The organism is Leucothrix mucor DSM 2157, assembly GCF_000419525.1.
GTDB classification, from domain to species: Bacteria; Pseudomonadota; Gammaproteobacteria; order Thiotrichales; family Thiotrichaceae; genus Leucothrix; species Leucothrix mucor.
Map to the genome: position 1 here is coordinate 1,690,039 of NZ_ATTE01000001.1, position 24,733 is coordinate 1,714,771.

Consider the following 24,733-nt stretch of genomic DNA (forward strand, 5'->3'; position numbering starts at 1 on the left):
ACCTACTACAAAACGCCTTTTGCACTCTCCAAAAGGCTTGTCATTAGCGCTGCATTCTCATAGCGTTGGAATGAGAAATCTGCCGCATACTCTGGCAACTCACCACCAGCTACCCAAGCCGCACACAGCTCGCCACCTGCGCAAGATGCCATCGTACCAAAGCCAGAATGGGCACAATTCATAAAGCTGCCTTCAGGGCCCATGGGGCCAATCAGCGGCCAATTCTCATCTGTCATTGTGTACCAGCCGCCGTAATGATGCATGCTGCGAGGCAGTTTGCCATAGTAGGCTTTAAGCGCAGGGTTAAGCCGTGCCGCACCGCGCAATACAATCTCAGGGAAGTTGTCGTTTAGCGGCGACTCCCACGTTGCTTGTTCTGGCTTTTCATTAAAGGCCCAGCCCATCTTTATCCAATTACCATGATCGCCACCATCAGGGCGACAATGAATAGAGCCAGGCATCACCTCTGCTAGCCAGCGGTATTCCGGGTCTTGCAGCATCATTTCGCGCTCATCATCAGCCCAGTCAATCAGCTGGCCATCCAAGTCGATAGAGAAAGGCATATTGCGCGGAATGGCTTTTTCCCGATCTTCAAACGCGATCTTTTGCTGGAAGGTGTTGTACAGCGGTAGTTTGACATCCAGCATGGCGGCGATTTTATCGGCAAACGGGCCAGCGGCATTCACCACTTTAAGCGCGTTTAGCTTTGTGGTTCCCGCCGTATTATTTGAAGCGCTGCTAATCTCTAATTGATAGCATTCGTCGGTCTTATTAATCGACTCCACCGAGCCGATGATGCGAGTAGCACCGTTTGCTTTTAGGTACTCAAGCATGTGCATACCCAACTGCTGACCGCTGATATCGCCACCCCGACGAATATGGATAATGGTTTGAATATCATCGGCGTAAGAGGGGAATGTCTTTCTAATCAGCGCTTGGTTACGCAGGATATCGACGCCGCGAGGGGCTGTTTCCCAGTCGGGCGCGATAGGTGGCTGATAGCTCGCTGAGCTGGCACTTTCATGATAACGAATTTCGTGCTCTACTTGCTCGCCAAGTCCATTATGCAGCTCCTGAACAATTTGATCGATATTGGTTTCCCGAGTCGCCAGGGAGTAGCCACGTCGATTCATATTGATGCGATTACCACTCTCGCGGGCAACGGCTTCGAGCAAATCAATTGAGCGATTAGTCAGCGCCACCATCGAAGGGTGCGGCCACCAGTTTCGGTAGTTTTCTCCAGATTGGGCAGAGGTGAAGTACATCGGCTGATCACGGTCGATCAATACAATATTGCGCACACCGTGGTTTTTAGTCAAGTAGTAAGCGGCTGCTATTCCGACGATACCAGTACCGATAATTGCAACATCGGTTGTCTTGTTTGCCATCTGAAACTCTCCTGATTGACGACCTGTTTGAGCGGGATAATGGATGAAAATATTATTGTATTCCATATATTTTAAATAGTATACGAAATGAAGTACTGGATACTGCTAAGCGCTGCGCTCACGGTCGCAAGACTTCAATTCAGCTTGCGATAAATCAAAACGCGCTTACAAAAAAGGCTAAGATGTGGAGTTTTAGTGGTAGTGATTTGCGCAATGGAAAAACCAAGTATTCAATTTGCCAATGAGCTGGCGGAACTGTTAGCGCCTTTTGAGCAGCCACTCAAGCTCATCATCCATGTTGGCACGCCCAAAACTGGCACCACCAGCTTACAAACCTACCTCGACAAACGACAACGCAAATTGCGAGGGAAGGGGATTCTCTACCCGCATAATTTTAAGAATATTAAAAACCCCAGCGCCCCCAAACACCAGTGGTTTGAGAAAAACCTAGTCTCAACACACTTGGAGAACTTCTTAGAAAACTTTAAGAATATTATCGCGCAAGTTAAGGAAGACACTCACACCCTTATCCTGTCATCAGAGGGGATTTATAATTATTGGTGGGATTTTCCGGGTGACTCCAAAGACTTGTTAAAAGCGCTAAGTAAGCTTTTCGATGTCGAGGTTTGGGTATGGTTTCGCGAGCCGCTGGCGTTTATTGAAAGTTATTACAAGCAATGCATTCGCAACCCGCAGCTTGAGAGTAACCCCTGTTACGGCAAGGACCTATCTTTTGCTGAGATGTTGGATATTGACTGGTTTGCTCAGCACTTGGACTATCAGGGCTTTGTTAATGAGTGCCAAGCGCTGTTTGGCGAAGATAAGGTTTCAGCGTTTAAGTATGAGGGAGATGTGGTGCAGGAAGTCATCCAGAAACTCGGGCTGGCAACGCCGCATGACAATCCAACTCCGAGACAGAATAGAAGCTTAAATACGGCCTCGATCGCCTTACTCCGAACGATCAATCGCTATGATATGACGGCTAAGGACAAGGAGCTGTTGATTCCCCATTTAAAAGCGATGAACGAGGTGCTTGAGGATTATGCGGAGGATACGGTGATTGATGAGGAGTCTCGGAAGCGGGTATTGCAGCTTGCGACTAGCATAGAAACAAAAATTAAGTGAGTGCCTCGCGAGGGTAATTGTAACAATTAATCGCGGGCACTCTTCTAATACCGGCTGCTCATTTCATCAACGGTAAGAAATAAGCTTTCCCATTTCCCCAGTTGGTTACGGCATCAACACCACGACTCCACACACCCGGCCATGTTTTTGAGTTAATTGGTTTTGGGTAGCCGGGGTCGGCTTTGTCAGTTTTTATGTCATAACGGATGTACTCAGCTCCCTTAAAGAAATAAGCCTTACCGTTTCCCCAGTTGATTGCTGCATCAACACCGTTTCGCCATACCCCAGGCCACGTTTTTGAGTTAATCGACTTTGGATAGCCTGAGTCAGCTTTGTCATCTTTTATGTTATAACGAATGTATTCAGATCCCTTGAAGAAATAGGCCTTTCCATTTCCCCAGTTGATTGCCGCATCAACACCATTACTCCATAGCCCAGGCCATGTTTTTTGGTTGATTAATTTTGGATAGCCAGAATCGGCTTTGTCGGATTTTATATCATAGCGGATATAACTGGATCCTTTAAAGAAATAGGCCTTACCATTCCCCCAATTAATTGTTGCATCGATACCGCTATTCCATACCCCAGGCCATGTTTTTTGGTTTATCAATTTTGGGTAACCCTGATCGGATTCATCAGATTTTATGTCATACCGGATGTATGAGTCAGCCGCCTGTACAGTGCTATATGTGAGAAAAATTGTGAAAACCATGACAATTGACGCAAGTAATTTCGATTGAACTGTATTTTTATACATCATTTTACATTTCCTCTCTGATGAAACTGGACTTCTTATTTTACTTAATTCTCATAATGCGCACATTGATATATATCAAAAAAATAGCAAGCCACTCATGAAAAACTTACAAATAATATTTAATATGAATTAAATTAAAATTTATTGATATTTAACGATTTAGGAATATTCTATAGATAAGTAATGAAGAAATTTACAAACAGTTTTTAAGTAGATAACCACTATTTTAACTAGGAGTCACATTGTGAATGGCCATATCAAAATTTACTCGGCAGTTCTTTTATCTATGTTTTTACTAACTGCTTGCGCCTCAAAAGAACTAGTTGATGAGAATCCAAGCAATGTCGTTAAAACTATCTCAACCAGCGAGAGCAATGTAAGCCTTCCTTATGGAAATACCACGACGATTAAGCTGAGTGACGATTTGGGCTTAAACAAGGTCATAAAAGGCCCTAAAGGGGATACGGTGGTTAATAAAACGGTAAAAATCAGTCAGTCACAGTTTGATGATCTAATCAAAAAAATTAAAAATATTGATATATCAACACTCAAGCCAATTGACCATCCTCCGCTTGTTGGTGGTCGGAGTGTTACTTTACTCATCGTAACTGACAAAGGCTCGTACAGCTTCCACGATAGCTACAGATCAGACTTTCCTCGCATTATTGCTCAGTTATATAGTGATATTGATCGACTGATACCTGACTAAACTGTGATGACTTTTCAGTGATTCAAAGCATTGACGAATGCCTACGGATAGAGTGATTTTATAGCCAATTACTGAACTGGCTTTAACGCATGTTAAAAACAGGGAAATGATAAAATGACCAAAATATCAGCGCCTCCTACACAATGGGAAGTCAATATTTCTATATTAAACAACCCGCTGCTCTGGTTTCAGTTATTTATGGTTGCTTTAATTTCCTCCTCTTACCTTGCTCTGCTACTGGTCGGGTTTAATCTATTTGAGCATGCTTGGGACGATATTCCAGTATCACTTAGTATTGGCTTACTGATGGCGGGAGGCTTATTTGTAGCCTTTAGCTTAATTCTATTCTTAATGTATTGGCGAGGCGTACCAACTCGATATGTGCTGCATGATGGCTATATTGAGCAACATACGCTTGCAGTTGGAAAGAAAACCTCAACCCTTTTGAGTCTCTTCGGATTACTCTCTGGAAAAAGTACTGGATATGCAGCGGCTGGTGCTACTTTACTGGCACGCTCCAGGGAGCAAATAGCGGTTAACTGGAAAGAGGCTACAAGTATAAAAGTATTTCCTAGGCGTCATGAAATACAGCTTTACAATGAGTGGCAAACCATTATGCAAGTCGTTTGCCCTGAAGATCAATTTGACAACATTCTTAACTTTATTCAACAACAAACCGAAAATAAACAACCTACTGGGAATTTTAGCAACAGTAGAGAAATGCCTTTTTCTAAAAAAATCATTATTAGTTTATTTTCACTAATCTTTGGTTTTTTCTTATTTCCACGATTACCCATTCACTATGTAGGTATCTTCTCCATTGCCACAATAGGCTTTGCTTTTATGGCTTTGTGGTCAAGTGGACTAAAACAAAGAATTTTTGGAGGGATTCTTACAGTACTACCAATACTAGGCAGTGCACTTGCTTATTTTTATGGCGAGATAGATATGTCTCAACAAGGGGCAACTTATGCCTTGCTCATTGAGCTATTTATATTTTTATATTTCACACTATTAGGAGTTACAGTTGCATTAAGACTTATTCGATAACACCAAATCATGGAGAACTAACATGAAAAAGCATCTTATTTTCATTTCATTAATGGTACTTTTATTTACCAATACATTCAGTAGTGCAGCAGGTACTTCGGCATCGGGAATAAATATAGCTAAAGGCAAACCAGCTAAACAATCTTCGACTGGATGGGGTGGTAGCGCAAGCCGTGGGGTCGATGGCAATCCAAATGGACAATACAATGCCAACTCCGTCACGCACACCAATCAAGATCAAAATGCGTGGTGGGAAGTCGACCTGCAATCAGTTCATGTTCTGAATTCAATCAATGTCTACAATCGCACAGATTGCTGTGGTGAGCGTTTAAATGGCTTTCGGGTTATTACTTCCATCAACCCGCTACCCAACAAGCCGTTAAGTAATAGCGAAGTCAATGCACTTAGGCATTGGGATGTAAAAACAGCGGGGAAGGTCAGTCGTATTAATCTTGGCAATGTTTCAGGGCGTTATGTTCGAATACAGCTGATCGGCCGAAACTACCTGTCTCTGGCAGAAGTTGAAGTGTTTGGACAGCCCTAATAATCTTAAAGGTAGGAGGCTGTAAACCCTATTAAATACCTATTAAGACGCGGCTTATAAATGTCATCCAGATTATACGACAGTCAGCCTTAGCAACTAACAGGAGCTCTACATCATCCGTTTGATTAAAAACGGGGTACCAATCAGATGTAGAAGCTCCTGTTAGGCCTTATTGCCGGCTTTATTTAGCGGCAATAATAATAACTTCTACCTTATAATCCGGTGTTGCCAGCTTCGCTTCACCGCATGCTCTGCCAGGTGTATGGCCTTGAGGTACCCAGCTATCCCACACCGCATTCATCGTTGCAAAGTCAGCCATATCCGCAACCCAAATAGTCGCTTGCAGAATCTTAGTTTTGTCGCTGCCAGCTTCAGCCAGTAGGTGGTCAACTTTTGCCAGCATCGTGCGCGTTTGCTCGGTGATGTCGCCCGTAGGGTCGCCAACTTGGCCAGCAAGGTAAATCGTTTCGTTGTGTATGACCATCTGGCTCATGCGTGGGCCAGTTTCGAATCGTTGAATTGTCATGTGCTTGTCCGGTTAGGGTTGAATGTAAATTTACTGATAATGGTTAATGCTGCTTAAGGCCAGCAGACCTTGCCCCGCATACTACGCCCACATGCATCAATAAAACATGCTCAGATACATCAACGAGGGAATACCTTTCTCCGACGCCGTACCATCAAACGACTTATCTGCAAAGAATGCCGTAACTACTGAGTCTCAGCATTAATTGGAGGGCAGTTTGTTATTGCACAGCCATGGGCCAAGTTTCTCCTAGTGAATAATCACTTGATTTGAATCAAGAAACAGCAAACAGAGGAGATATAGACTGTGAAGCATCTAAGTTGTTATTGGCCTATACCCTGAACCTTGCCAACTTCAACAAAAACTCTGCAGCACGACCTCGCCTAAAATGGATCTTACTCAAACCAAAATCACTATGAAAAAACCATCAGAGAATAATCAGCATAGCGATTGGCACCGTATTGATATTGATTTAACGGCTCAACAGATCGATGTCGACGTTGCTTCTGGTTTGAGTGGACAAGAGGCTAAGGCGCGACTTGAAAGTCATGGCCCGAATGAAATCTCCAGCACCAGCAAGCGGAGTCCATTTGCCTTATTACTATCGCAGTTTAGTGATTTTATGATTCTGGTGCTCATTGCTGCCGCTGCCATTTCCGGTTTCCTCGGTGAGCCGACTGATGCACTAGTCATCCTGGTCATTCTCATTCTTAATGCAGTCATTGGTTTCGCACAGGACTTTCGGGCAGAAAAGGCGCTGGAAGCATTAAGCCAAATGGCTGCCAGCCATGCGCTGGTGCGTCGCGATGGTGAGTATCAGGAAGTCCCTGCCGCTGAGTTGGTGCCGGGTGATGTGGTGCTGGTTGAAGCGGGCAATATTATCCCTGCTGATCTCAGGCTGATAGAAGCCGCTAACTTACAAGTGAACGAGGCATCGCTCACGGGGGAGTCCTATACGGTCGAAAAGCAGTCCGCTACCCTCGAAACGGACACTCATGCCTTGGGAGACCGCACCAATATGGCCTACAAAGGCTGTGTAGTGAGTAATGGGCGAGGGGAAGGCATCTGTGTGGCGACGGGCATGGATACCGAGTTTGGTAAAGTTGCCAAGCTTTTGGATAACAGCGATAACAATAAAACGCCACTTCAACAGCGCTTGGGACGCTTTGGTAAACGACTTTCCTTAATCATTCTGAGTGTCTGTGGCCTGATCTTTGGTCTCAGCTTATTGCGGGGTGAAGACCCGGGATTAATGTTTCTGACGGCGGTCAGTCTAGCCGTCGCCGCGATTCCCGAAGCCTTACCCGCCATTGTCACTGTTTCGCTGGCGCTGGGTGCTAAGCGCATGGTTCAGTCGAACGCACTGATTCGACGCTTGCCGGCGGTTGAAGCATTGGGCTCGGTCACTTTTATCTGCTCGGATAAAACGGGCACCTTGACTCAAAATCGCATGTCGCTTGAAGCAATACAGGCCGGTGGCACACGCTATGAATCGCTCCCACCAGCGGATGAGTCGGAATTTTGGCAGACCTTCGGGCAAGCTCTGGCACTGAATAATGATGTCCAGACGGGTGCTCAAGGTCAGTTACTGGGTGATCCCACTGAAGTTGCGCTGTATGAGGCAGCTACTGCTGCTGGCTATAACAAGCTAAAACTAGAGCAAGCCATGCCACGGGTTGGGGAAGTCGCGTTCTCATCTGAGCGTAAATGTATGACGACAATGCATACTCACGCCAACGCCATCATTGCCTTCACCAAAGGTGCGCCAGAAGCCATTCTGGAACGCTGCTCTAAACAAATGTCAGTTGATGGCAGCAAAGTGCCACTAGATCAGCAAGCGATACATCTGGCCGCTGAAGACATGGCAAAACAAGGCTATCGCGTATTGGCTATGGCCTCTAGGCACTGGGATAGCAACCCCGCTAACCAAACGGAAGATCAGATAGAAAGTGAGCTGTGTTTTCTGGGACTGATTGCCCTGATTGACCCACCACGTGACAGTGCCAAAGAGGCGGTTGCCCAGTGTCATGATGCCGGTATAAAAGTGGTGATGATTACTGGTGACCATCCTGCAACCGCATTGGCGATTGCTCAACGACTCGGCATAGCCAGTGAGCACGATAAGGTGATTAGTGGCGAGGACTTGGAAGCCTTGTCGGATGAAACGCTAAAAGCATCGATTCTGGATACAACTGTTTACGCACGCGTGAATCCTGAGCAGAAGATTCGTATCGTCGAATCACTGCAATCCCATCAACAGTTTGTTGCCATGACAGGCGACGGGGTTAACGATGCTCCGGCTCTCAAGCGTGCCGATGTGGGCGTGGCTATGGGGAAAATTGGTACGGAAGTTGCACGCGAAGCCTCTCAGCTGGTGTTGCTGGATGATGAGTTCAAAACAATTGTGACGGCCGTGAAGGAGGGCCGACGCATCTTTGACAATATTCGCAAATTTATCAAATACACCATGACCAGTAATACGGGGGAGATTCTGACTTTGCTCCTTGCTCCATTGTTAGGAATGCCTATCCCGTTGCTACCGATTCATATTTTATGGATCAACCTCGTCACCGATGGCTTGCCGGGCCTCGCCTTGTCGGTAGAGCCTGCGGAGAAAGAGGTGATGAAGCGTCCACCCAGACCTTCCACTGAAAGCATTTTCGCCCACGGCATGTGGCAGCATATGCTGTGGGTTGGCTTTCTGATTGCCGCACTATCATTGTCACCGCTTGTTTGGGCCGACTTACAAAGCTCTGAGCACTGGCAAACGATGGTGTTTACAACGCTGACTTTTTGCCAACTGGTTCATGTGATCGCTATTCGTTCGGAAAGGGAATCGCTATTCTCAATTGGGTTTACTTCTAATCCCATCTTGTTGATTACCGTTGTGCTGACCGTCGGTTTACAGTTAATTGTTATCTACACGCCTTGGCTGCAATCCATATTCAAAACGCAGCCGCTTAGCCTGCAAGAGCTCGGACTGTGTATGCTATTGTCATCCGTGATCTTTTTTGCCGTGGAAATCGAAAAATGGTTAGCAAGGCGAGGTCTTATCTACGCGACTGTTAAAGCGTCCGTAAATTAGATTTACGCAATGAGCCGATAGTCTCTTTTGAATTGGATAAACGATCGGATGCCTTACGTCTGTTTATCAGGACTAACGAATACGCCACTGATAGAGACTAGCCTCGCTATCGCTAACCACATATAAGTGATTACCATCGGGGCTGACAACCACACCTTCCGCCTTATCGATCGCTTTGCGCTTGCCTTTACGAGTGAGCCGGTAAAGTGGCAGGCTTTGGGTGACTTTGCCAGCCTCAAGATCGTAGAGAAAAACTCGTGCAGCCTGATCACTTACAATCCAGAATCGCTTGCGTGTCGCATCATAGCTCAGGCCAGAAAAATCAACAGCAGCCTTGGGCTTGTCTGAATCAACAAAGCCTTGATCGGCGGTTAACTGTGTTGATGACAGAATGCGCTTTAAGTCAGCCGAGATTTCTACGAGCAGACCCGGTGGACCTTCAAGCAGGGCAAACAGGCTTTGGCGCTCCGGATGCCAGGCAATTCCTTCAAAACCATTGTTGTTGCCGGCGGCTTTGACGGTATCGCGGATTGCTGAATAGCCTTCCATGTCCTGAATTTTTTCGCGCTCAAGTCGCTTGCCATCCGCCATTGAGAAGCTGGCGATGCGCCCCTTGCTTTCATTGATGGTGTAAAAGGTTCCGGCTGTTTCGGCTAGGGTAATCGCCTCCATTTCGGACTCTTTGATGGACAGGGTGGTAATCGCTTCCGGGTCGGTTGGAGAAAATCGGAAGACTGCGGAAGTATCATCGCTGATCGCCCATAGCTCACCGGTGCTTGCTGAGATTGTTAGGCCTGATGGCTCGTCTAAATCCTTGGCGATATCGTTGAGCTTGGTGCTGCTGATGTAGTCCAGGGAGAGGGTGGGCTCTGCCATTAGTGGACATCCGGAGAGTTGTAGGCAAATGATCAGAGACAGCCCGCTAAGCATTGGTAATTTTATTTGCCTCATAAAGAGCTAACCTCAAACGCCACCACATTGCGAGTCTCTTTACTAAACTCCACGCCAATCAAGTGTATCGCCTGACCTGTTTCCTTAAATTTATCAGCATAGCCCTTATCTTTAATCTGCTGCAGGGCTTGGCCTTCTGGTGCTAACTCCACCACTTTAAATTCAAAAATATAGACCTGATCATTGAACAATAGCGTCATATCAATACGGCCAAGATTGGTTGCATCCTCCACCGTTACCTGTAAGCCTAACGAGGCAAAGTACGAGTAAAACACGCTGGCGTAAAAACCTTCAAACCGTTGAATGTCGTTATTGGTATACCAGTTGTAAGGAATGCTGGAGAAGAAGCGCTGAAATAGGGCTTTCAAACCCTCAAAATCATTGGCTAGCAGTAACTGGTAGAGCGCCACGCTGTTGTGGCTTTGCGCACCTTTATCTTCCACCATCAAGGAGAGCAGGCTTTCATTGAGGCTTTGGAGCACTTCCTGATTGGGATAACCCAAGGTGTAGTAGGTTTGCCCGCCGACCCGCTGGCTACTTTTAATGGTCAGGTAGCCGGTTTGGAACAGTAGCGCCTCAGTATCCATACGTCCCACATCGAAGCTGGAAAGCATTGCACTGCTGCTGAGTAGGTTGTCCAGTTTGAGACTCGGTACCTGACGCTTGAACAATATATCGACCAGAAAAGAGGGCGTACCGGTTTCAAACCAGTAGTTACTAAACTCGCGCTGATCAAATAACTGGAGGATATCGAAGGGGTTGTAGACGCCTTCTCCTAGCCAGTTATAGCCGTTATACCAGCGACGAACTTCATCTCGGTCTAAGCCATCAAGCTCGGCGGCAAACACCGTATCAATATCGTGATCGGTGTATCCGCATAGCGTGGAATAGCGACGATCGAGCGTAATGTCTTTGAGGTTGTTAAGACCTGAGAAAAGACTGACTTTTGAAAACTTACTGACGCCCGTTAGAAAGCTAAACTTGATGTGTGCATCGTAATCTTTAATCGCGCCATAAAAGCCACGCAAGAAGTCGCGATTTGCTTTAGCGGTTTCAGGGTCTTGAAGTGCATCGAGGATGGGCTTGTCATATTCATCAACGAGTATCACAACAGGTAGCTGGAATTTTTTATGTAGTTGAACAATCAGATCGGCAAAGCGCCCGCTGGAGTAGTCGAACTGTCTTGTTATCTCAAACTTCTGTTCTAAGTGGCTTAGCTGCGTATCAATAATATTCGCCAAGCCATTAGGGTCGAGAAATTTTTCACTGCCAAAGCTGATTCTCAATACCGGATATTTAATCGACCAGTCCCACTGATCTTGTGCAGCCAAGCCCTGGAATAATGGCTGATTGCCTTCAAATAACTCTTTGATGGTATCCAGAAACAGGCTTTTACCGAAGCGCCGTGGGCGGGAGAGAAAGTAACTCTTTCCGCTATTAATTAGCTCCAGCATCAACCCGGTTTTATCCACGTAGTAGTGATCATCCTTCCGAATTTCACTGAAGGTTTGGATGCCAATCGGTAATTTACGTCGTTCCATAGTGTGTCAAATAGTGGGTGGCCAGAGACTCAAGCTTAGCATGAAATGGTGTTAGGAAAATGCTCCATCATTAGCGCATCGCCTCAACAATCCCCCGCGCCGCCAAACACGGATCATCCGCATGGCAAATCGCTGAAACCAGCGCAATGCCATGCACCCCAGTAGCCGCCACTTCCCGAATATTCCCCTGATTAATCCCACCAATCGCCACCACCGGCAGCGCTGTTTTTTGCAGGGTATCGACCAAGCCATCAAGCCCCCAATGCATTGAGGTATTGGTTTTGGTTGGCGTGGCAAAAATGGCGCTCAAGCCAATGTAATCCAAGTCCAGCTGCTGCGACTCGGCCAATTGCTGCGGCGACTCAATCGACAGGCCCAGAATTTTATCCGGACCAATCAATTGTCGTGCAAGCGCTGCTGGCATATCCGACTGTCCCAAGTGCACACCGTCGGCATCAACGGCAAGCGCCACATCGACCCGATCGTTGATAATGAGCGGAACACCAGTGCCTACCAAAATAGCTTTAAGCGCATTGGCCCGCTCGATAAAGGCACGAATATCGCCGTGCTTTTCCCGCAGCTGAACCATCGTGACGCCACCTTTTACCGCCTCCGCAACCACGTGCATCAGCGTTGCTAAGTCTTGCTGATCATCCGTGACCAAATAGAGTTGGTAAGGGTTGCTTGTTTGCGGTGTTGGTCTTGTCACGATGTAAGCCTCTTTATTTGCTTTAATGCCTGTGCGCCTGTTGGCTATGCGCTAATTGCCTAGCGGTTGATTGGCTAGGTGTTTTATTAGCTGGCCGTTTATTGACTAGCTATTTTAAATGTTGACGACGGATAGTTTTAAACGCTCAGCAAGGGTGTCTACATCTAAAGCATACAGGGTATCCAATAGCGCGACTTGCAAACTGCCAGGGCCATTTGCTTGCTCGGCGGCAATCTCACCCGCTACACCCATCACGGCTGCGGCGGCTAAACCGGTGGTTTCACCGACAGCAGCAAAGGCTCCGGTCAGGGCGGTTAGCGAGCAGCCCATGCCAGTAATCAATGGCATCATCGCGTGGCCATTATCCAAGGCGATAATCGTAACTTCCAGCGTCTCAGGGTCTTTACTAACGATGTAATCCGTCTCACCAGAGACCACAACATTACACTGGTAAGTCTCTACCAACGAAGCCGCCGCGGTTAACGCGGCCGAGCTGCTATCCTGTGCATCGACGCCTTTGCTTTGTGAAACCTCACCGGCTAACGCAATAATCTCCGAGGCATTGCCCCGAATGATTAAGCGCTTGGCCAATGCCGCAAAGCGACGCGAGGTATCGGTTCTCAAGCTGCTAGCACCACAGCCAACCGGGTCCAGAATCACCATCTTCTGATTTTCATTAGCCTGCTCAATGGCAAAGGCCATGCGCTCAATCCAGACACTATCCAACGTGCCAATATTGATTACCAGCGCTCCGGCAAAGCTCATCATCTCTGCCATTTCCAAACGTGAGTGCGCCATAATCGGCGATGCGCCCACGGCTAACAGGGCATTAGCGGAGTTATTCATGACCACGTAATTGGTGATATTCACTACCAACGGCTTTTGCTCACGTAAGGTCGTCAGCGCATCGGTTATCAGTTTAGTGTGCATTATGCGTTCTCCGTTGAAGCATTGAGGCCTTGCTGCCAAAAGGCAACTTCCATGCGGGTTGCTGTGCGAAACACGTCGATTAAGCGTTGTCCGCGTGGGCTGTTGATCTCAATGTCTTTAAGTAGTTGGTTAAAGTATTCCGCACTGTCCGCTGCGCCACGTTGGAATTCATCGCCGCCGTATAACTGCACCCAACTGGCGAAGGGGTTGCCGTCAGTCACGGTATCGGGCGCAGTAAGGAGCTGCTTGCCAATCACCGCATAGCCAATGGAGCAGGGGGCCAACGCGGCATATAAATCCACCAGATCGCCACTCATTCCGGCATCTAATACATAGCGGGTGTAAGCGACGGTGCCGAAATCTTCGGTTTCCGCTTCCATGCTTTGCTCGCTGATTCCCCACTGCTGGCAGTAGGCAATATGGTGACCCATTTCGTGAGTCAGTAGCGCTTGCACATGGGGCAAAGCTTGGCGCATACCTTCCAGCGTTTGTGCTTTGTAAATCGCTAGCGCATAGGCACGGGCGTATTGCTTTAGAAACAGAAAATCCTGCTTTAGATAATGCAAAAAGCAGTCTTGATTGAGTGTGCCAACGGCTAACTGCTGTACAAACTCATGCTCGGTATAGGCCTGCCACTCGGTCTCGCACGCGGCAATTAAGTCTTGAAACTGCATGTTATCGCCTCAGTTTAGGGTCGGAATGTAATCTTTAGCCGCAGGTACGGTGGAGATAATACCGTGATCCAGCATGAACTGGCCGTAGTCGTCATAACGCTTAAGATCAATCGCGGATGGGCGCAGGGCAAAGCGGTTTAAAGTATCTCTCCATGCGCGTTTGTTTAGTTCATTATCCAGCGTATCCGGTGCGTATTTGATAAACTCTTCCCACGCATCGGCGGGGTGATTGGTGATGTACGTGGTGGCTTTTTCAATGGCGGCGTTAAAGCTATTAATGGCGGCCTTTTCGTAGGTTTTTGCATTAGCTACAAACACCAATTCATCATAGGCTGGCACGCCATTTTCTTCCGGGAAAAAGGCCTTGGCTTCAAAGCCTTCCAGCGCTAATTGGTTGGTTTCAAAGTTGCGCAAGCCGCCCCAAATCGCATCCACCTTGCCAGAGGCCAGCGATGAAGACAGCGCCCAACCCACATTAACAATACTCACGTCGGAGTACTTGAGATCGACTTGTTTTAGCATGGTGCTGATAATAGCTTCTTCATTACCTGCAATCGCGATGCCGATCTTTTTACCTTTTAAATCAGCCAGCGTTTTGACCTTGCCGTCTTTTAACACCATTAAGGTATTGAGTGGGGTAGCAATCAATGTCGCTGAGCGAATCAATGGCAAGCCAGCGGCTACCGAGATGGTGAGGCTGGGCTGGTAAGAAATCGCTAAATCAACCTTGCCAGTGGCGACCAACTTAGGTGGCATATTCGGGTCGGCTGGCTCTTGAATATCGACCTCTAAACCTTGGTCTTTAAAGTAGCCACGTTGCTTAGCGATCACAATTGGGCCGTGGTTTGGGTTTACAAACCAATCCAGCATTAGGGTTAGTTTTTTGGTTTCAGCCTGTGCAGGTAGCAAGCCTGACAACAGGGTAAGCAATAACGCGGCAATGACTTTTTTCATGGGGTTCCTTTTGGGGGGGTAGGTAAAAAATTAGGGATTACAAATCCCAGGGGATGAGTTTTTTAAGCAGATAGTCCGTCATGAAATACAAAACGACGGAGAGCATGGAGAGCAGAAATAGGGCGGCGAACATTTCATCGATCATCATGCGCGCATTGGCTTGCAACATGAGATAGCCCAAGCCTTCGCTGGAGCCCACCCATTCACCGGCTACTGCGCCGATCGGGGCTACGACCACTGCCACCCGAATGCCGGAGGCCAGCGCGGGCAATGCAGCAGGGAGTTGAATGTGCCGTAACCGTTGCCAGCGACTGGCTTGCATGGTTTGCGCTAGATCGAGAAAGCCTCTGGGCGTATTGCGCAGCCCGTCATAGCAACAGGTCGTCACCGGAAAGAAAATAATGATGGCCGCCATCGCCACTTTGGAGGCCATGCCATAGTCCAGCCAGAGCATTAGCACCGGCGCAATGGCAAATACTGGCACGGCCTGACTGGCGATCAGCACCGGTAGCAGCCAACGTTTAACCGGTTTAAACAGCAGCATTTGCAGGGCAAACATCAGCCCTAAGCTCAGGCCCAACACAATCCCTAGAATAATTTCCTGCCCCGTGACCCAGCCGTGATAGAGCAGTACGTCGTAGCGCAGTATCAAGCGCTCCAGCACGGCCAGCGGCGTTGGCAAAATAAACGGCTGCAAATCGAACAGCAGAATTAAGCCCTGCCAAACACCCAGCAATACGGCAACCGTAATAGCTAAGCGCAGTAGGGTTTGTGGCAGCGAGCTACGCTGCTTTAGCTTGAGGCTTGGCTGCGCCAGTTGAGTAAGCTCAGTCATAATCGTCCTCCAATAGCTGAAAGATCTGCTGTTGAATGGCGGCGGACTCTGCGGATAACTCACGCGGCGGCAAACTCTCCGGCAGCGCGATGGACTCCGCCTGTGCGGGACTGCCTTTTAAAATATATAAGCAATCGGCTAAGCGAACAGCTTCTTGTGGGTCGTGCGTAATCAGCACTACCGTTTTGTCTTTAAGCAGTTCAAACGACAGGGTTTGTAGCTTGTGACGCGTCACGGCATCGAGCGCGGAAAATGGCTCATCCATTAATACCAGCGGTTTATCCTGCATTAGCGTTCTGGCTAGAGCGACGCGCTGACGCATACCGCCGGATAAGGTTTGCGGCAGGGATTGGCTATGCTCTGAAAGCCTGACTTGCTGCAGTAATTGTTGTGCTTTTTGCTTAATTGCTGGGGTGATGGCTTGGCCGCTGAGTCGATAACTTAGGCACACATTTTCCTCAACCGTTAGCCATGGCAGTAGCAAATCCTGCTGCGCCATATAAGCAATGCGGCCCGCTAGCGATTGCCCACCACTGACTTGTAGCTCACCTTGCCAATGCACTTGCTCATCCAATAAGCCGGCCAAATAGCGCAGTAGGGTGGTTTTACCGCTACCGCTGCGACCGAGTAATACTGTCCACTGCTTCGCTGGAATCGCCATGGAAAAGTCTTGCAAGGTTGGACTGGTGGCTTGCTGGTATTGCAGCGTTGCGTGGTTAATGGCGATGCTGATATCAGCGTGGGGCATGAGTGGCTTCCAACTCAGCATCTAGGGCATGTTCAGGCAGATTATTGACTGCAATATCCGCGCAATTGTCTTGGGAGCTTTCCACAGAATTTCCAAGCGCAAAGAAGTGGTGCACCGGGCCATGGCCTTGGCCAATATTTAAAGTATCAGCCTGAGCGAGCGCCGCATGCAGATACGCTTTAGCTTTTGCTACGGCATCAGTCAGGGATTCGCCTTGCGCCAGATAAGAGGCAATCGCGGAAGATAAAGTACAGCCTGTGCCATGCGTATTTTGGGTATCAATGCGTGTAGCACTTAGCCGCTCCACCTTATTCGCCGTAATCAACAGATCAACACTCTCCGGAGAGTCGCTTAAATGGCCGCCTTTTAGTAGCACTGTACGCGCACCCAGTTGGCGTAAGTCATTCACCATTTGCATCATTTCGGCTTCATTGCGCGGTACAGGGCGGCCAATTAGCAGGGCGGCTTCAGGCAAGTTCGGCGTAATCACATCAGCCAGACCAAGCAACTCACTTTTAAGGCTGCTAATGGCGGATTTCTCAAGCAGGGGATCACCGCTGGTGGCGACCATTACAGGGTCTAGTACAAGAAACTTGGGTTGGTACTGGCGTATTTTAGCGGCCACCACCCGAATAATATCGGCATCGGCCAACATGCCAATTTTAACGGCGCTGACGTGAATATCGCTAAACACCGCATCCAGCTGCTTTTCAACATGCTCCAGTGGTATCGGGAAAATGGCGGACACGCCAAGGGTATTTTGTGCGGTAATCGCGGTGATTACCGAGCAGGCATAGCTACCGGTTGCCGAGATGGCTTTGATATCGGCCTGTATACCGGCACCGCCGCCGCTATCGGAGCCTGCGATGGTTAAAACAATGGGAGTGGAAATGGGCTGGTGTAACATGTGCGCTCCTCGACTGATGCGGGAACGACAATTATCGAGTGGGCAGACCCCATGGGGAGTCTGGGGCTAATGACCGCGTCGATAGTGCTAGTTCCCTACGTCAGTATTAACTGAATCAGGTTCAACGGGTCTCGCAATGCGCGATCTCAGCAAATGAATGCTCCCCGACTATGTGGTGCAGTATAGCCAAACTTCAGTGTGATGAGCAATGCTCTATATTACTCATCTTCACCCACTGGCTATGTCTACTAAAAAGCAATCAATACCGACTTAGAAACGCCTGAACATCATTATAGCTACTACTTAAACGACGCAGCGGTGCCGCCAGACTCGCCACAATTCTCACATGATCAATCCCAGGATAAAAACGAGTCGTTACCGGATTACCCGCATTCTGCAATGCCTGAGTAAAGCGCTGCGTGTGAAATGGCAATACCCGCGTATCAGCTTGCCCATGTAGCAATAAGGTTGGTGGCATACCCGAATACACATTGGCGGTCGGCTTGGCTTTTTGTGCAGTAGCGCCTGCAAAAATCGGCTTCACTTCGGCATCATTCAGCGGTAAATCATAAGGCCCTGCCATGGCAATCAGCCCCACCGAGCGCGCTCGAACACCACGCTGATTCAGATAGCTGCGATCAGTCGCTAACAAAGCGGCGGTGTGCGCGCCCGAAGAATGCCCCATCAAAATAAAGGCGTTCATCGGCTTACCCAATACGCGGGTAGCATTGGTTTCGGTATAGCGAATGGCATCGGCCACATCATTCACAAACGCCGGAAAGCGCACTGCAGGATATAGGCGATAGTTCGGCACAATCACGGTATGGCCTAAGCCGGTTAAGGCATGAGCAACAAACTCATAATCTCGCTTATCACCTTGCTTCCACGCGCCGCCATACACAAACACAATGGGCGGTTTATTGCTCGCTTGCTTGGGCTGGTAGACATCGAGTGACTGGCGCTGATCGCTGCCATAAGTGAAAGTATTAAGCGTGTAGCTATCGGATGGAATCATTGAATTCAACACGGCAGCAGGCTTTAAACTGCTGCAACCAACCGCAAATACCAGTAGCACGATTGGCAATATAATCCATAGTAACTTATTCATAGTTTTCCCCTGCAAACACGTTTTGTGTGAACCAGCCCAGTGCGATAAGCATAAGCCTTCTGATGCCGGCATCCAGCATCCACACATTCTCTATGTCTACGCAGGGGAGGCGCTAAGTGGATTCTATGGGGCACATTTACGGCTGAAACACACCCAAAACAATGACCTTGAAACCTTAAAGCGCGTTACCATAGTTCATATTTTAATTAATTTAGGTAAAACAATGGATATTTTAAAGGAAGTCAAAGATGCGTGGGGATGGACCGGTGTTGAGCCAGTGGAAGTCGTCACCGAAAATGACTTTGGCAATCTAATCCTAAAAGATGCGAATAACCACTTTTGGAGGCTGTGCCCGGAAGATGTGTATTGTGATGTCATTGCAAAATCCATTGAAGAGTACAATGCATTGATCGAAGACCAAGAGTTTGTTGATGATTGGTTTATGGACCCGATGGTTGCCGAGGCAAAGAAAAAGCTGGGTGATTTAAGTGCGAATAGAAAGTACTACCTGGTGACGCCTGGGATACTGGGTGGTGACTATGACGCGAGCAATATTAAGATTTCAACGCTAGCAAAAATCATCCGTTTCTCCGGAGAGTTGGGGAAACAGGTGAGCGATTTACCGGATGGCGCAGAAGTGGAGATCAACGATATTCGCTAGCCATTACCATCGGCGCACAGATACAGCCATCCAAAAAATTAGTCAGATACCCAGATCGCTTTAATCAGATTGTCATCTGACTACTTTATGCTCACGCTTTTGGCATACGTCTGGCGGCGAGGATTTGATGTGCAACTGTTTCTGATTGATGGGATTGGTCCGTTTTTCAAAGGCTATCGTCGTAAGAAAATTAATTGGTCGAAAATTCCGTTTGCGCATATCAAAACCGAAGGGCCCGAACGTCACGAGCAGTTCGCTGAGATTCGCAAAGATCTCACAGAGTTTGCCGAGCGGGTAAGCCAGCAAGGTTATAATGCGGTTTCACTGGATGATGTCACGCATCTGGTACCGCACCTTTGGTACGAGCCTGAGCTTAATGCGCGCATTGAGGTACTGCGTGAGGAGTACCTCGCCTTATTTGAGATTCTTAGCGCGCGGGGCTTGGCTATTTATCTCACCATGGATATGTTTTCCACCACACCTGCTGTTCGCCAAAAATTGGGCAATTCGCCGCAAGCCATTAATGATTTTGTAAAGCAATTGCTGGATCGCTTTTTGCGTGATTTCCCGCAAGTGGCCGGCGTGATTGTGCGCATTGGCGAGTCCGATGGCTTGGATGTGGCCGGCGAGTTTCGCAGTGAGTTACAAATTCGCACCCCCAAAATGCTTAACCGCTTTTTGCATCGCGTGCTGCCGGTCTTCGAGGCGCATGGCAAAAAAATGATTCTGCGCACGTGGACAGTGGGCGCATATCCGGTGGGCGACCTAATCTGGCATCGCGGCACCTTAGCTAAAGCCATTGAGGGAATCGACACCGACGCCTTTATTCTCTCCATGAAATATGGCGAGTCGGATTTCTTCCGATATTTACCGCTCAATAAAAGCTTCTTCCGCACCAAGGTTCAAAAGCTGATCGAGCTGCAAGCACGTCGCGAATACGAAGGTGCAGGGGAGTTTCCCGCCTTTATTGGCGAGGATTACGCACACTACGCTCAGGAGCTACAAGGCGCTGAGAATATGGTTGGCATTAGCGTGTGGTGTCAAACTGGTGGCTGGCTGCCATTTCGACGCTTGGCTTTTATTGGTGACGGCTCGATCTGGACGGAAATCAATGCGGCGGTGACATTGCGCCTGTTTCGAGACAATTGCACCGTCGCCCAAGCGCTCAAGCAAAGCTATCCTGACTTAAATACTGCTGAGTTAGGCAAGCTGCTGCGCTTATCCGAAGAGGTGATTCACGAGCTGTATTATCAGGAGGAATTTGCCCGTCAGAAATTGTTTTTCCGGCGGGTACGCATTCCACCATTGGCAGGGGTGTATTGGAATACGATTTTTATTAATCATTCGCTGCGTAAGGTGTTGCGCTATTTTGTGCACGACCCTGAGGCTAGTGTAAAAGCAGGTTATGCGGCGCTAGGGAAAATGAGTGAGATGCGCAACTTAGCCCAGCGCTTAAATTTGCCCGACGATGATATTGAATACATGCAACACACGCTCGGCATTTTGGCGCTAGCTCGGGAGTACTTTTTCCAGCCTTTCGAGCCAGAGGTGTGTGAGCGCATTAAAAAAGCCAAAAAGCGCTATAAAAAACGGTACCCCAAAGGCACGCGCTATCGCTATGCCATACGAACTAATTTCGAGCCGTTTAAACTGCGGCGAAGGTTTTTAAATTGGAGTCTGGCGATATTGTTACGCCGCAAACGTGGCTATCGCTTGGTTGATCAGATATTTACGATTCATTTGTTATCGCTGGGGTATCGGCTGATCAAAACCCATCGCACGCGCTTTATTCCGAAATTTGCCAGAAAAAGTGCAATGGGCGTTGATGCGATATTGAAATGATCTTAGCGCTAACCGTTGCTACGACTTTGGAAAGATTTAGTGTAAGCCCGCCGCCAGTTACCAGTGGCGAGCAGTTCGGTTATCCGAATGGTTATTAACGGCGCAGCAATAACATCAAATAACCAATGTTCAACATACTGGAAAGCGCTGCGGCAAAATAAGTAAACGCAGCAGCAGTCAGTATTTTTCGCACGGCGGGCATTTGCTCTGGGGTCACATAGCCTTCTTCCAAAATCGGCAGGGCTTTACCAAAGCTGGCATCCCATTCTTCTGGCAATACGATGAGATAGGTCAGGGCGGCAATTAGCTGCATCACTACGCTAATAATAATGGGCAAGGCCATTGCGATGGGGGTACGCAAAAAGATCGCCACCACAGGCGAGGCCCACAATACATAGATCCCATATTGGCGTAGCTTAATCGCTTGTGGAATATACTTTTCACGAAGTTTGAAGACTTCTTCTTTACGGGAAAATTGAATGGCATGGCCAACTTCATGCGTGGCAACCGCAATGGCTTTCAGCGAGCGGCCATTATAATTAGTCGGGCTTAAGCGCACCATTTTGTCGGTCGGGTCAAAGTGATCACCATTTTCTTCAGTGACTTCCACCCCAATGCCGCTAAGCCCAAAACGTTCGATCAGGTGTTTGGCCAGCTCGCCGCCGGTGCCTTCGATGCCCGGTAGATCCTGCGAGTGTTCGCGCATCACTTTGCGAATCCACATTTGCGGTAGATAGCTCAGGATTATCAGTAGGCCAAAAATTACGATCAGGATCATGCGGGGCGGTCTCTGCGAGGGTTGGTGCTTAGTATAAGGCTAAATCCGCCGCCGCGTGGAAATAGCCTCATACTTCTCAACGGATTAGTCCATCCAGATAAAGCCCACACACAGCGCAGTTAGCACTGCCATGGTGATATTAAACAGCCGCAGAACATTCTGCTGGCCTAAAAACTGGCGCATATATTGCCCAAACCCCGCCCAAACCATAATGGATGGCGTGCCCACTACCGCATAGATCGTGGTAATCATCAGCACCGACCACCAATAGCCATCACCCATTAACGAGAAGCTGGCATTGGCTGAGATCACCATAATCCACGCTTTCGGGTTGATGTATTGAAAGGCCGCCGCTTGTACCAGCGAGAAGGGCTTACCTTCGGCTTTCTTATCACTAATCGCGGAGAAGGACAGCAGTTTGTAGGCCAGCCATAACAGATAAGCACTCCCGACAATGCGCAGCACCTGCTGTAGTACTGGGAACTGGGTAAATAGCGCGCCTAAACCCAAGCCCACTGAGACATTCAACAAACCCATACCGGTAATAATGCCGGCAATGTGTGGCAGCGTGCGTTTAAAGCCGAAGTTAGCGCCCGAGGCGGTCAGCATAATATTATTGGGGCCCGGTGTAACAGAGGTTACAAAGGCGAACAGAGTGACTGCGAGTATCAGTTCCAGAGAAATCATAATGGGTGTTTCCATAGCGTAGCAATGACAGTTATACGAAATTGTCATGGTGACAATTATTGTTTTACACCGCTTTAATCGGTACAATTTATTCTGTAATGCCCTGATATTTTAGTCAATAAGAGTATTGTACCCATGACAATGTGGACGCCGGACCTATCCAATTATAAGAATGCACGCTATCAGGCGATCGCCGATGAAATAGAGCGTGGGATAAAACAAGGCAGCTTAAATGCCGGTGATAAGCTGCCGACGCATCGTGCGTTGGCGGATCAATTAAGCGTTACCATTGGCACCGTCACGCGGGGTTATGCCGAAGCTGAAAAGCGTGGTGTGGTGACTGCAAGGGTCGGACGCGGCACCTTTATTCGCTCCGATGAGCAAGATCGCGGCTTTGCGATTTTGGCCCGCGAGCAGCGCAACCGTATCGACTTCACTCAGAACTTACCCATACCAATGGATACCGATCGCTACTTGCAAATGGCCCTACGCGAGGTCGCCGAGGATGTCCCCAATCTCGATCTGGTGGGTTACCAACCAGAGAAAGGCGTAAACCATCAACGCGAATGGGCGGCGCAGTGGCTGCAAGGTTTGGGCGTTAATTGTGTTGCCGAAGACTTAACCATTACTTGTGGTGGGCAACATGGCATTTCATTGGCACTGGCCGCCACCTTACGGCCTGGCGAACATTTGTTATGCGAAGGACTGACTTACCCCGGCTTAAGCGCCATCGCTGCGCAAATGGGTGTGAAGCTCACGGGTGTCGAGCAAGATGAGCAGGGGATTATTCCCGAGTCACTGGAAGAGCATTGCAAAGCCGGTCATTTTCGGGCGCTGTATTGTACACCAGTGGCGCAGAATCCAACCAATAGCTGCATTACCGCCGCGCGTCAGGCGGCAATTGCTGAGATTGCCGAGCGCTATCATTTGTGGATTATTGAAGATGCGGTGTCGGCGTATTACTGCGATGACAAACCACCCAGCTTCTACAATCTGAATCCTGAGATTAGCCTGTACATTAATAGCCATTCTAAAATGTTGGCCGGTGGTTTACGTGTGGGCTATCTGGTCACGCCGCCACGGCTTAAACAGCAAGTCGCGGCGGCCATTCGCTCGCATTGCTGGTTTACCTCACCCATTACGGTCGAGGTGGCGCAGCGCTGGATTAGCAGTGAGCATTATGCTCGTTGTGAAACTAATATCCGGGCAGAGCTAGCCTCTCGAATCGCCGCTGCACGACGCATTTTAGCAGGCTGTAACTGCCGGATACTGGATGGCAGTTTTCATGTTTGGCTGGCCTTACCAGAGCCATGGCGGGCGGCAGACTTTGAAGCAAGGCTTAATGAAAAAGGCGTTGGATTACTCAGTTCAGAGCCATTTGCGGTTGGCCGATTTGCGGCGCCGCAAAGTGTGCGGATTTGCCTGAGTGCGCCGGTCACACTGGCCGATGTCGAGAACGGTTTGGAGATAATCCGTGAAGAATTAGACAGCGGTGTGAGCAACAAACTTTATGTATTTTGATGGATAGCATTTGTTAGCACCTCAGGCCTGCATTAGAATAGGGGGTATTTCCCAGCCTTTGGTATCCCCATGCAGACCTTGTTTGTTAACGATAACGCCATCACTCCCTCCAAAGTAGTCTGCGTTGGCAGAAACTACGCCGACCATATTGCTGAGCTGAATAATGAAGTGCCCAGCGAGCCGGTGATATTCGTTAAACCAAACTCTGCGATCGCTACCGAGCTAAGCGCCGGTAACGAGCAGGGCGACGGTGAAGCGATCCATTATGAAGGCGAGATCTCCTTTTTAGTGACAGATGGCAAACTATCCGCCGTGGGCTTTGGTTTGGATTTAACCAAGCGCGCTGTGCAATCACGCTTAAAAGCTAAAGGTTTGCCATGGGAGCGCGCCAAAAGCTTTGATGGCTCTGCGGTGTTTAGTGGCTTTGCCGCCTTTGAAGGCGATAGCAGCGAGCTCAGCCTTGAGCTTTATATCAATGATGCTTTGATTCAGGAAGGTGGCTACCCGCTAATGCTGCATAAGCCTGAAGCTTTGCTAGAAGAAGTGCAGAGCTTTATGAGCTTTGAGAATGGCGATGTACTGATGACCGGCACGCCAGCAGGTGTGGGCATTGTGAATCGTGGCGATGTATTTCACGGGAAAATTCTGCAACAAGGCAAGTTGATTGTCGAAGCGCGCTGGACAGCCGCCTAAGCTTAAGCCG

At 48.5% G+C, this 24,733-nt stretch carries 24 protein-coding genes and 1 riboswitch; of the genes, 9 read left to right on the forward strand and 15 right to left on the reverse strand.

Going from position 1 to position 24,733, the window contains the following annotated elements; genetic code table 11:
- Nucleotides 1–5: 5 nt before the first annotated feature.
- Nucleotides 6–1,388 carry an NAD(P)/FAD-dependent oxidoreductase gene (locus tag LEUMU_RS0107530; RefSeq protein WP_022951670.1) on the reverse strand — a complete coding sequence of 461 codons (1,383 nt, stop codon included), beginning with the start codon at nucleotides 1,386–1,388 and terminating at the stop codon, nucleotides 6–8.
- Between the two features lie 213 nt (nucleotides 1,389–1,601).
- On the opposite strand from LEUMU_RS0107530, the gene LEUMU_RS25115 reads away from it, so the two are divergent.
- Nucleotides 1,602–2,513 carry a sulfotransferase family protein gene (locus LEUMU_RS25115; protein ID WP_022951671.1) on the forward strand — a complete coding sequence of 304 codons (912 nt, stop codon included), beginning with the start codon at nucleotides 1,602–1,604 and terminating at the stop codon, nucleotides 2,511–2,513.
- A gap of 58 nt (nucleotides 2,514–2,571) precedes the next feature.
- Here LEUMU_RS25115 and LEUMU_RS25120 read toward each other — a convergent pair whose 3' ends face one another.
- Nucleotides 2,572–3,273 carry a hemopexin repeat-containing protein gene (locus LEUMU_RS25120; RefSeq protein ID WP_022951672.1) on the reverse strand — a complete coding sequence of 234 codons (702 nt, stop codon included), beginning with the start codon at nucleotides 3,271–3,273 and terminating at the stop codon, nucleotides 2,572–2,574.
- Between the two features lie 241 nt (nucleotides 3,274–3,514).
- Between LEUMU_RS25120 and LEUMU_RS0107545 the strand changes: the two genes are divergently transcribed.
- From LEUMU_RS0107545 to LEUMU_RS0107555, 3 genes are all read left to right on the forward strand, one after another.
- Nucleotides 3,515–3,979: a hypothetical protein gene (locus tag LEUMU_RS0107545; RefSeq protein ID WP_022951673.1), complete on the forward strand. Its 465-nt coding sequence runs from the start codon at nucleotides 3,515–3,517 to the stop codon at nucleotides 3,977–3,979.
- Between the two features lie 114 nt (nucleotides 3,980–4,093).
- The gene (locus tag LEUMU_RS0107550) at nucleotides 4,094–5,029 is read left to right on the forward strand and encodes a hypothetical protein (RefSeq protein WP_022951674.1); all 936 of its coding nucleotides are present in this window, start codon (nucleotides 4,094–4,096) and stop codon (nucleotides 5,027–5,029) included.
- Between the two features lie 22 nt (nucleotides 5,030–5,051).
- On the forward strand, nucleotides 5,052–5,573 hold the full coding sequence (locus LEUMU_RS0107555) for a galactose-binding domain-containing protein (protein ID WP_022951675.1): 522 nt from the start codon (nucleotides 5,052–5,054) through the stop codon (nucleotides 5,571–5,573).
- 181 nt (nucleotides 5,574–5,754) lie between these two features.
- On the opposite strand, the gene LEUMU_RS0107560 is transcribed toward LEUMU_RS0107555, so the two are convergent.
- Nucleotides 5,755–6,099, reverse strand: coding sequence for a RidA family protein (locus LEUMU_RS0107560; RefSeq protein ID WP_022951676.1), 345 nt, complete (start codon nucleotides 6,097–6,099; stop codon nucleotides 5,755–5,757).
- A 415-nt stretch (nucleotides 6,100–6,514) separates the two neighbouring features.
- Between LEUMU_RS0107560 and LEUMU_RS0107565 the strand changes: the two genes are divergently transcribed.
- Nucleotides 6,515–9,184 (forward strand): cation-translocating P-type ATPase, encoded by a 2,670-nt coding sequence (locus LEUMU_RS0107565; protein ID WP_022951677.1) that lies wholly within the window; start codon nucleotides 6,515–6,517, stop codon nucleotides 9,182–9,184.
- Between the two features lie 72 nt (nucleotides 9,185–9,256).
- On the opposite strand, the gene LEUMU_RS0107570 is transcribed toward LEUMU_RS0107565, so the two are convergent.
- From LEUMU_RS0107570 to LEUMU_RS0107615, 10 genes are all read right to left on the reverse strand, one after another.
- Complete coding sequence (locus LEUMU_RS0107570; RefSeq protein WP_022951678.1) at nucleotides 9,257–10,060, reverse strand: SdiA-regulated domain-containing protein; 804 nt, start codon at nucleotides 10,058–10,060, stop codon at nucleotides 9,257–9,259.
- 71 nt (nucleotides 10,061–10,131) lie between these two features.
- Nucleotides 10,132–11,676 carry an ATP-binding protein gene (locus LEUMU_RS0107575; protein WP_022951679.1) on the reverse strand — a complete coding sequence of 515 codons (1,545 nt, stop codon included), beginning with the start codon at nucleotides 11,674–11,676 and terminating at the stop codon, nucleotides 10,132–10,134.
- Between the two features lie 70 nt (nucleotides 11,677–11,746).
- Nucleotides 11,747–12,385, reverse strand: a complete 639-nt coding sequence (gene thiE / locus LEUMU_RS0107580; RefSeq protein WP_022951680.1) for a thiamine phosphate synthase — start codon at nucleotides 12,383–12,385, stop codon at nucleotides 11,747–11,749.
- A gap of 114 nt (nucleotides 12,386–12,499) precedes the next feature.
- Nucleotides 12,500–13,315, reverse strand: coding sequence for a hydroxyethylthiazole kinase (thiM, locus tag LEUMU_RS0107585; RefSeq protein ID WP_022951681.1), 816 nt, complete (start codon nucleotides 13,313–13,315; stop codon nucleotides 12,500–12,502).
- The gene (gene tenA / locus LEUMU_RS0107590; RefSeq protein ID WP_022951682.1) at nucleotides 13,315–13,989 is read right to left on the reverse strand and encodes a thiaminase II; all 675 of its coding nucleotides are present in this window, start codon (nucleotides 13,987–13,989) and stop codon (nucleotides 13,315–13,317) included. Before tenA ends, thiM begins: the two co-directional genes overlap by 1 nt.
- A 9-nt stretch (nucleotides 13,990–13,998) precedes the next feature.
- Nucleotides 13,999–14,943 (reverse strand): ABC transporter substrate-binding protein, encoded by a 945-nt coding sequence (locus LEUMU_RS0107595; protein ID WP_022951683.1) that lies wholly within the window; start codon nucleotides 14,941–14,943, stop codon nucleotides 13,999–14,001.
- Nucleotides 14,944–14,980: 37 nt separating this feature from the next.
- Nucleotides 14,981–15,778: an ABC transporter permease gene (locus LEUMU_RS0107600; RefSeq protein ID WP_022951684.1), complete on the reverse strand. Its 798-nt coding sequence runs from the start codon at nucleotides 15,776–15,778 to the stop codon at nucleotides 14,981–14,983.
- Nucleotides 15,771–16,526, reverse strand: coding sequence for an ABC transporter ATP-binding protein (locus LEUMU_RS0107605; protein WP_022951685.1), 756 nt, complete (start codon nucleotides 16,524–16,526; stop codon nucleotides 15,771–15,773). The genes LEUMU_RS0107600 and LEUMU_RS0107605 overlap by 8 nt, the downstream gene beginning before the upstream one ends.
- The gene (gene thiD / locus LEUMU_RS25125; protein WP_022951686.1) at nucleotides 16,513–17,433 is read right to left on the reverse strand and encodes a bifunctional hydroxymethylpyrimidine kinase/phosphomethylpyrimidine kinase; all 921 of its coding nucleotides are present in this window, start codon (nucleotides 17,431–17,433) and stop codon (nucleotides 16,513–16,515) included. Before thiD ends, LEUMU_RS0107605 begins: the two co-directional genes overlap by 14 nt.
- A gap of 75 nt (nucleotides 17,434–17,508) precedes the next feature.
- Nucleotides 17,509–17,610: riboswitch (TPP riboswitch) on the reverse strand.
- Nucleotides 17,611–17,692: 82 nt separating this feature from the next.
- Nucleotides 17,693–18,541: an alpha/beta hydrolase gene (locus tag LEUMU_RS0107615; RefSeq protein ID WP_026744580.1), complete on the reverse strand. Its 849-nt coding sequence runs from the start codon at nucleotides 18,539–18,541 to the stop codon at nucleotides 17,693–17,695.
- A 223-nt stretch (nucleotides 18,542–18,764) separates the two neighbouring features.
- Between LEUMU_RS0107615 and LEUMU_RS0107620 the strand changes: the two genes are divergently transcribed.
- Nucleotides 18,765–19,202, forward strand: a complete 438-nt coding sequence (locus tag LEUMU_RS0107620; RefSeq protein WP_022951688.1) for a T6SS immunity protein Tdi1 domain-containing protein — start codon at nucleotides 18,765–18,767, stop codon at nucleotides 19,200–19,202.
- Between the two features lie 129 nt (nucleotides 19,203–19,331).
- Nucleotides 19,332–21,044: a hypothetical protein gene (locus tag LEUMU_RS0107625; RefSeq protein ID WP_022951689.1), complete on the forward strand. Its 1,713-nt coding sequence runs from the start codon at nucleotides 19,332–19,334 to the stop codon at nucleotides 21,042–21,044.
- Between the two features lie 94 nt (nucleotides 21,045–21,138).
- Here LEUMU_RS0107625 and LEUMU_RS0107635 read toward each other — a convergent pair whose 3' ends face one another.
- Complete coding sequence (locus LEUMU_RS0107635) at nucleotides 21,139–21,822, reverse strand: zinc metallopeptidase (RefSeq protein WP_022951691.1); 684 nt, start codon at nucleotides 21,820–21,822, stop codon at nucleotides 21,139–21,141.
- 84 nt (nucleotides 21,823–21,906) lie between these two features.
- The gene (locus LEUMU_RS0107640; protein ID WP_022951692.1) at nucleotides 21,907–22,509 is read right to left on the reverse strand and encodes a LysE family translocator; all 603 of its coding nucleotides are present in this window, start codon (nucleotides 22,507–22,509) and stop codon (nucleotides 21,907–21,909) included.
- Between the two features lie 135 nt (nucleotides 22,510–22,644).
- On the opposite strand from LEUMU_RS0107640, the gene LEUMU_RS0107645 reads away from it, so the two are divergent.
- Both LEUMU_RS0107645 and LEUMU_RS0107650 read left to right on the forward strand, forming a co-directional pair.
- The gene (locus LEUMU_RS0107645) at nucleotides 22,645–24,030 is read left to right on the forward strand and encodes an aminotransferase-like domain-containing protein (RefSeq protein ID WP_022951693.1); all 1,386 of its coding nucleotides are present in this window, start codon (nucleotides 22,645–22,647) and stop codon (nucleotides 24,028–24,030) included.
- Between the two features lie 69 nt (nucleotides 24,031–24,099).
- On the forward strand, nucleotides 24,100–24,723 hold the full coding sequence (locus tag LEUMU_RS0107650; RefSeq protein WP_022951694.1) for a fumarylacetoacetate hydrolase family protein: 624 nt from the start codon (nucleotides 24,100–24,102) through the stop codon (nucleotides 24,721–24,723).
- The last annotated feature ends 10 nt before the right edge of the window (nucleotides 24,724–24,733 follow it).

Excerpts from the sequence above, each read along its gene's own strand:
- LEUMU_RS0107530 (WP_022951670.1), bottom strand. The coding sequence starts at position 1,388 with ATGGCAAACAAGACAACCGATGTTGCAATTATCGGTACTGGTATCGTC.
- LEUMU_RS25115 (WP_022951671.1), top strand. The coding sequence starts at position 1,602 with ATGGAAAAACCAAGTATTCAATTTGCCAATGAGCTGGCGGAACTGTTA.
- LEUMU_RS25120 (WP_022951672.1), bottom strand. The coding sequence starts at position 3,273 with ATGATGTATAAAAATACAGTTCAATCGAAATTACTTGCGTCAATTGTC.
- LEUMU_RS0107550 (WP_022951674.1), top strand. The coding sequence starts at position 4,094 with ATGACCAAAATATCAGCGCCTCCTACACAATGGGAAGTCAATATTTCT.
- LEUMU_RS0107555 (WP_022951675.1), top strand. The coding sequence starts at position 5,052 with ATGAAAAAGCATCTTATTTTCATTTCATTAATGGTACTTTTATTTACC.
- LEUMU_RS0107560 (WP_022951676.1), bottom strand. The coding sequence starts at position 6,099 with ATGACAATTCAACGATTCGAAACTGGCCCACGCATGAGCCAGATGGTC.
- LEUMU_RS0107565 (WP_022951677.1), top strand. The coding sequence starts at position 6,515 with ATGAAAAAACCATCAGAGAATAATCAGCATAGCGATTGGCACCGTATT.
- LEUMU_RS0107570 (WP_022951678.1), bottom strand. The coding sequence starts at position 10,060 with ATGGCAGAGCCCACCCTCTCCCTGGACTACATCAGCAGCACCAAGCTC.
- LEUMU_RS0107575 (WP_022951679.1), bottom strand. The coding sequence starts at position 11,676 with ATGGAACGACGTAAATTACCGATTGGCATCCAAACCTTCAGTGAAATT.
- thiM (WP_022951681.1), bottom strand. The coding sequence starts at position 13,315 with ATGCACACTAAACTGATAACCGATGCGCTGACGACCTTACGTGAGCAA.
- tenA (WP_022951682.1), bottom strand. The coding sequence starts at position 13,989 with ATGCAGTTTCAAGACTTAATTGCCGCGTGCGAGACCGAGTGGCAGGCC.
- LEUMU_RS0107595 (WP_022951683.1), bottom strand. The coding sequence starts at position 14,943 with ATGAAAAAAGTCATTGCCGCGTTATTGCTTACCCTGTTGTCAGGCTTG.
- LEUMU_RS0107600 (WP_022951684.1), bottom strand. The coding sequence starts at position 15,778 with ATGACTGAGCTTACTCAACTGGCGCAGCCAAGCCTCAAGCTAAAGCAG.
- LEUMU_RS0107605 (WP_022951685.1), bottom strand. The coding sequence starts at position 16,526 with ATGCCCCACGCTGATATCAGCATCGCCATTAACCACGCAACGCTGCAA.
- thiD (WP_022951686.1), bottom strand. The coding sequence starts at position 17,433 with ATGTTACACCAGCCCATTTCCACTCCCATTGTTTTAACCATCGCAGGC.
- LEUMU_RS0107615 (WP_026744580.1), bottom strand. The coding sequence starts at position 18,541 with ATGAATAAGTTACTATGGATTATATTGCCAATCGTGCTACTGGTATTT.
- LEUMU_RS0107620 (WP_022951688.1), top strand. The coding sequence starts at position 18,765 with ATGGATATTTTAAAGGAAGTCAAAGATGCGTGGGGATGGACCGGTGTT.
- LEUMU_RS0107635 (WP_022951691.1), bottom strand. The coding sequence starts at position 21,822 with ATGATCCTGATCGTAATTTTTGGCCTACTGATAATCCTGAGCTATCTA.
- LEUMU_RS0107640 (WP_022951692.1), bottom strand. The coding sequence starts at position 22,509 with ATGATTTCTCTGGAACTGATACTCGCAGTCACTCTGTTCGCCTTTGTA.
- LEUMU_RS0107645 (WP_022951693.1), top strand. The coding sequence starts at position 22,645 with ATGACAATGTGGACGCCGGACCTATCCAATTATAAGAATGCACGCTAT.
- LEUMU_RS0107650 (WP_022951694.1), top strand. The coding sequence starts at position 24,100 with ATGCAGACCTTGTTTGTTAACGATAACGCCATCACTCCCTCCAAAGTA.